Here is a 3978-nt window from a genome sequence, read left to right as displayed (position 1 = left end):
GCTGCGCCGCCTCCAGCCGATGGCCATCGTGGTCGACGAGTACGGCGGCACCGCCGGCGTGGTCACCGTCGAGGACATCGTCGAGGAGATCGTCGGCGAGGTGCAGGACGAGCACGACCCGGCCGACGGCCCCGAACTGCTGCCGCTGCCGCCGGTCGACGGGCAGCCCGTCTGGGCGGCCGACGGCCGGGCCCGGCTCGACCAGCTGGAGGTCATCGGCCTGCACGCCCCGGAGGGCCCCTACGAGACGCTGGCCGGTCTGGTCACCGACCTGCTCGGCCGGCTGCCCGCCCCCGGCGACCGGGCCGAACTGCCCGGCTGGCGGTTCACCGTCGAGGCCGTGGACCGCCACCGGACCAGCCGGGTCCGGGTGGAACGCACCTCCGGGCACGACCGCCCGCACACTTCCGAGGACGAGGGCCGGACCCGATGACCGCGTTCCAACTCGCCGTCGCCCTCGTGCTGCTGCTCGGCAACGCCTTCTTCGTCGGCGCCGAGTTCGCCGTGGTCTCGGTCCGGCGCAGCCAGATCGAACCGCTCGCCGAGGCCGGCAACAAGCGCGCCCGCACCGTGCTGCACGCGCTGTCCAACGTCTCCGCGATGCTCGCCGCCGCCCAACTCGGCATCACCGTCTGCTCGCTGGGCCTGGGCGCGCTCGCCGAGCCGACCATCGCCCACCTGCTGGAGGCGCCGTTCCACGCGCTCGGCGTCCCGGCCGGCCTGATGCACCCGCTCTCCTACGGGATCGCGCTGGCCGTCGTGGTCTACCTGCACATGGTCATGGGCGAGATGGTGCCCAAGAACATGGCGCTGGCCGGCCCGGAGAAGGCCGCGCTCTGGCTCGGCCCGCCGCTGGACCGGCTGGCCCGCTGGCTGGCCCCGGTGATCGCCTTCCTCAACGCCTTCGCCAACGGTGTGCTGAGGCTGTTCAAGGTCGAGGGCAAGGACGAGGTCGAGTCGGTCTTCACCACCGAGCAGCTGATCTACCTGCTCGCCGACTCCGGTGACGCCGGACTGCTGGCGAAGGACCGCCAGGAGCGGCTGGAGGACGCCCTCGAACTGGGCCGCCGCCCGCTGACCGAGGTGCTGCTCACCCCCGAGCAGCTGGTCACCGTGGACACCAAGGTGACCGCCGCCCAGGTCGAGGAGCTGGCGCTGCGCACCGGCTTCTCGCGCTTCCCGGTCACCGACGGCGACCCGGCCGGCCACGGCTACCTGGGGTACCTGCACCTCAAGGACATCCTGGAGGTCGACGACCCGTCGGTGCCCGTCCCGGCCCGGCTGTGGCGGCCGATCACCGTGCTCCGCGGCACCCTGCCGCTGGACGACGCGCTCGGCGCGATGCGCCGGGCCACCTGCCACCTCGCGGCCGTCCTCGACCAGGACGGGCGGACGCTCGGCGTGGTGATGCTGGAGGACGTGCTGGAGGAGCTGGTCGGCGAGGTGCACGACCCGGACCACCGCTCGGCCGCGTAGGCCGAGTTGGCGGCGTAGACCGCATTGGCCGCTCGGGTCGCCCCTGCGGCCCACGCGCACCCCGGGAGGCCCCGGGAACCCCGGTTCCGCCCGGGGTTCCCGGGGCCGCTTCGCTCTCGGCGATTCCGCTCTGAGCGTGCGACGGTTCCCCTGCGGACGATCCCCGGGCAGGGTGGTCGGCATGAGACTTCTTCTGTTGGGTGGGACGGAATTCGTGGGGCGGGCCGTCGCGGAGGCGGCACTGGAGCGGGGCTGGGAGGTGACGGTCTTCCACCGGGGGACGCACGCCGCGCCGGAGGGGGCCCGGGTGCTGCACGGGGACCGGACGGCCGAGGGCGGGCTCGCGGCCCTGGCCGAGGGGGAGTGGGACGCGGTGGTGGACACCTGGTCCGCCGCCCCGTCGGTGGTGCGCGACAGCGCCCGCCTGCTGGCCGGCCGGGTCGGCCGGTACGCGTACGTCTCCAGCCGGTCGGTGTACACGTACCCGACGGCGGCCGGTGCGGACGAGAGCGCGCCGCTGGTCGAGGGCTCGCAGGACGACGGCGAGAGGCCCTACCCGGAGTCCAAGCGCGGCGGCGAGCTGGCGGCACTGGACGCCTTCGGCGACCGGGCGCTGCTGATCCGGGCCGGGCTGATCGTCGGGCCGTACGAGAACATCGGCCGGCTGCCCTGGTGGCTCGACCGGATCGCCCGCGGCGGCCCCGTGCTCGCTCCCGGTCCGCGTGACCTCGGGGTGCAGTTCATCGACGTCCGCGACCTCGCGACCTGGACCCTGGACGCGGTCGCGGCCGGCCTCGGCGGGCCTTACGACCTGGTCGGCCCGCGCGGACACAGCACCATGGGCGAGCTGCTGGAGGCCTGCGCGAAGGCCACCGGTGCCGAGCCCGAGCTGCGCTGGACGGCACCGGAGGTGATCACCGAGGCCGGCATCGCCCCCTGGGTCCAGCTGCCGTTCTGGGTCCCGCCGGGCGAGCTGTACGACACCGTGCACGGCGCGGACGTGAGCAAGGCACTGGCCGCCGGGCTGCACTGCCGTCCGGTGGCGGAGACGGTCGCCGACACCTGGGCGTGGCTGCAGTCGCCGACAGCTGGGCGTGGCTGCAGTCGATCGGCGGCGTCGCCCCGCATCGACCGGACCGGCCGACCGTCGGTCTGGACCCGGAGCTGGAGGCCGCGGTGCTGGCCGGCTGACGGCTCGCGCCCGCGTCCGCACCTGTGCCCACGCCTGCGCCCGCGCCCGTCCCCGAGGAGGGGCGGGGCCGGGCGGGGCCGGGTCCGGGCGGACCCGGTCTCAGCCCCGGCCGTCGATCATCTCGCCGTACGCCTGCACCAGGTCCGGCAGTCGCAGCGTGGCGAGGTCCTCCCGGCCGGGCGGCTCGCGCAGCAGGGTGAGCCGCAGGTCCCGGTAGGCGCAGGACTTCTCGTACAGGGTGCGGATGAAGCGGCCGTTGCCGAGCTCGTCGATCCAGCCCTCGCGGACCACATGGGTGCAGATCGAGGCCAACTCCTCGGCCGCGTCCTCGTCCCAGCCGTCGCCGTCCTGCCCGGCGAGCGCCGCGCCGATCGCGGTCAGCTCGCCGGGGCGGTAGCTGGGGAAGTCGACCCGGGTGGTGAAGCGGGAGTTGAGCCCGGGGTTGGTGGCCAGCAGCCGGTTCATGCCCTCGGGGTAGCCGGCCAGGATCACCACCAGCCGGTCCCGGTTGTCCTCGGCCCGCTTGAGCAGGACCTGCAGCGCCTCGTCGCCGTACGCGTCGCCCTTGCTGTAACCGGAGTTGGAGAGGCTGTAGGCCTCGTCGATGAAGAGCACGCCGTCCAGCGCGGAGTCGATCAGCTCGTTCGCCTTCACCGCCGTCTGACCGAGGAACTCCCCGACCAGGTCGGCCCGTTGGGCCTCCACCAGGTGGTCCCCGGAGAGCAGGCCGAGGGCGTGGAAGACCCGGCCGAGGATCCGGGCGACGGTGGTCTTGCCGGTGCCGGACGGGCCGGAGAAGACGAAGTGGCGCTTGGGCGGCTGGACCGGCAGGCCCTGCTCGGCGCGCAGCCGGGCCATCCGCAGCTGCGCCGAGAGCGCCCGCACCTGCCGCTTGACCGGCTCCAGGCCGACCATCCGGGAGAGCTCGGCCAGCGCGGCGTCCAACTCGGCCCGGTGGTCCCCGGGTTCGGACATCGCACTGGTGCTCGCCACCTGGGCCAGGGCGGTCTCGCCACGCGCCGCCGCGGGGGCGGCCGGGGAGGCGGCGGCGGGCTGCGGGGCGGTCGAGCCGGAGCGTCCGTTGCCGACCAGCGGGGGCGGTGCGCCCGCTCCGCCGCCGGGCCTGTTCCCGGTACCGCTGCCGCTGCCGGAACCCGGCCCGGCCGAGGTCGGCACGGCCGGGTAGTCGTCCTCCGCCTCGTCGTCGGCCTCGACCGGGCCGCCCGGGCCCGGGCTCCCGAAGGGGTCCGCGACCCCCGGCCCGCCAGCCGCACCGGATCCCGACAGCTCGGATCCGGACAGTTCCGCAT

3 protein-coding genes and 1 pseudogene are annotated in these 3978 nt (G+C 74.8%); 3 read left to right on the top strand and 1 reads right to left on the bottom strand.

Going from position 1 to position 3978, the window contains the following annotated elements; all coding sequences use genetic code 11:
- From VR45_RS22785 to VR45_RS22775, 3 genes and pseudogenes are all read left to right on the top strand, one after another.
- On the top strand, positions 1-433 hold a 433-nt coding region (locus VR45_RS22785; protein WP_286163406.1), incomplete at its 5' end, for a transporter associated domain-containing protein.
- On the top strand, positions 430-1476 hold the full coding sequence (locus VR45_RS22780) for a hemolysin family protein (RefSeq protein WP_045941669.1): 1047 nt from the start codon (positions 430-432) through the stop codon (positions 1474-1476). The genes VR45_RS22785 and VR45_RS22780, both read left to right, overlap by 4 nt.
- A gap of 181 nt (positions 1477-1657) precedes the next feature.
- Positions 1658-2667, top strand: a pseudogene (locus tag VR45_RS22775) (NAD-dependent epimerase/dehydratase family protein).
- A gap of 100 nt (positions 2668-2767) precedes the next feature.
- On the opposite strand, the gene VR45_RS22770 reads toward VR45_RS22775, so the two are convergent.
- Positions 2768-3978, bottom strand: a 1211-nt coding sequence (locus tag VR45_RS22770) for an AAA family ATPase (protein ID WP_234326084.1), incomplete at its 5' end; no start/stop codon positions are given.

It is taken from the genome of Streptomyces sp. NRRL S-495, from assembly GCF_000966955.1.
Classification (GTDB): Bacteria; Actinomycetota; Actinomycetes; order Streptomycetales; family Streptomycetaceae; genus Kitasatospora; species Kitasatospora purpeofusca.
Note: the sequence above shows the minus strand (reverse complement) of the source record. Positions and strands in the feature narration are given on the sequence as shown.

Bases quoted from the DNA above. Each gene is read 5' to 3' on its own strand.
- VR45_RS22780 (WP_045941669.1), top strand. From the start codon at position 430: ATGACCGCGTTCCAACTCGCCGTCGCCCTCGTGCTGCTGCTCGGCAAC.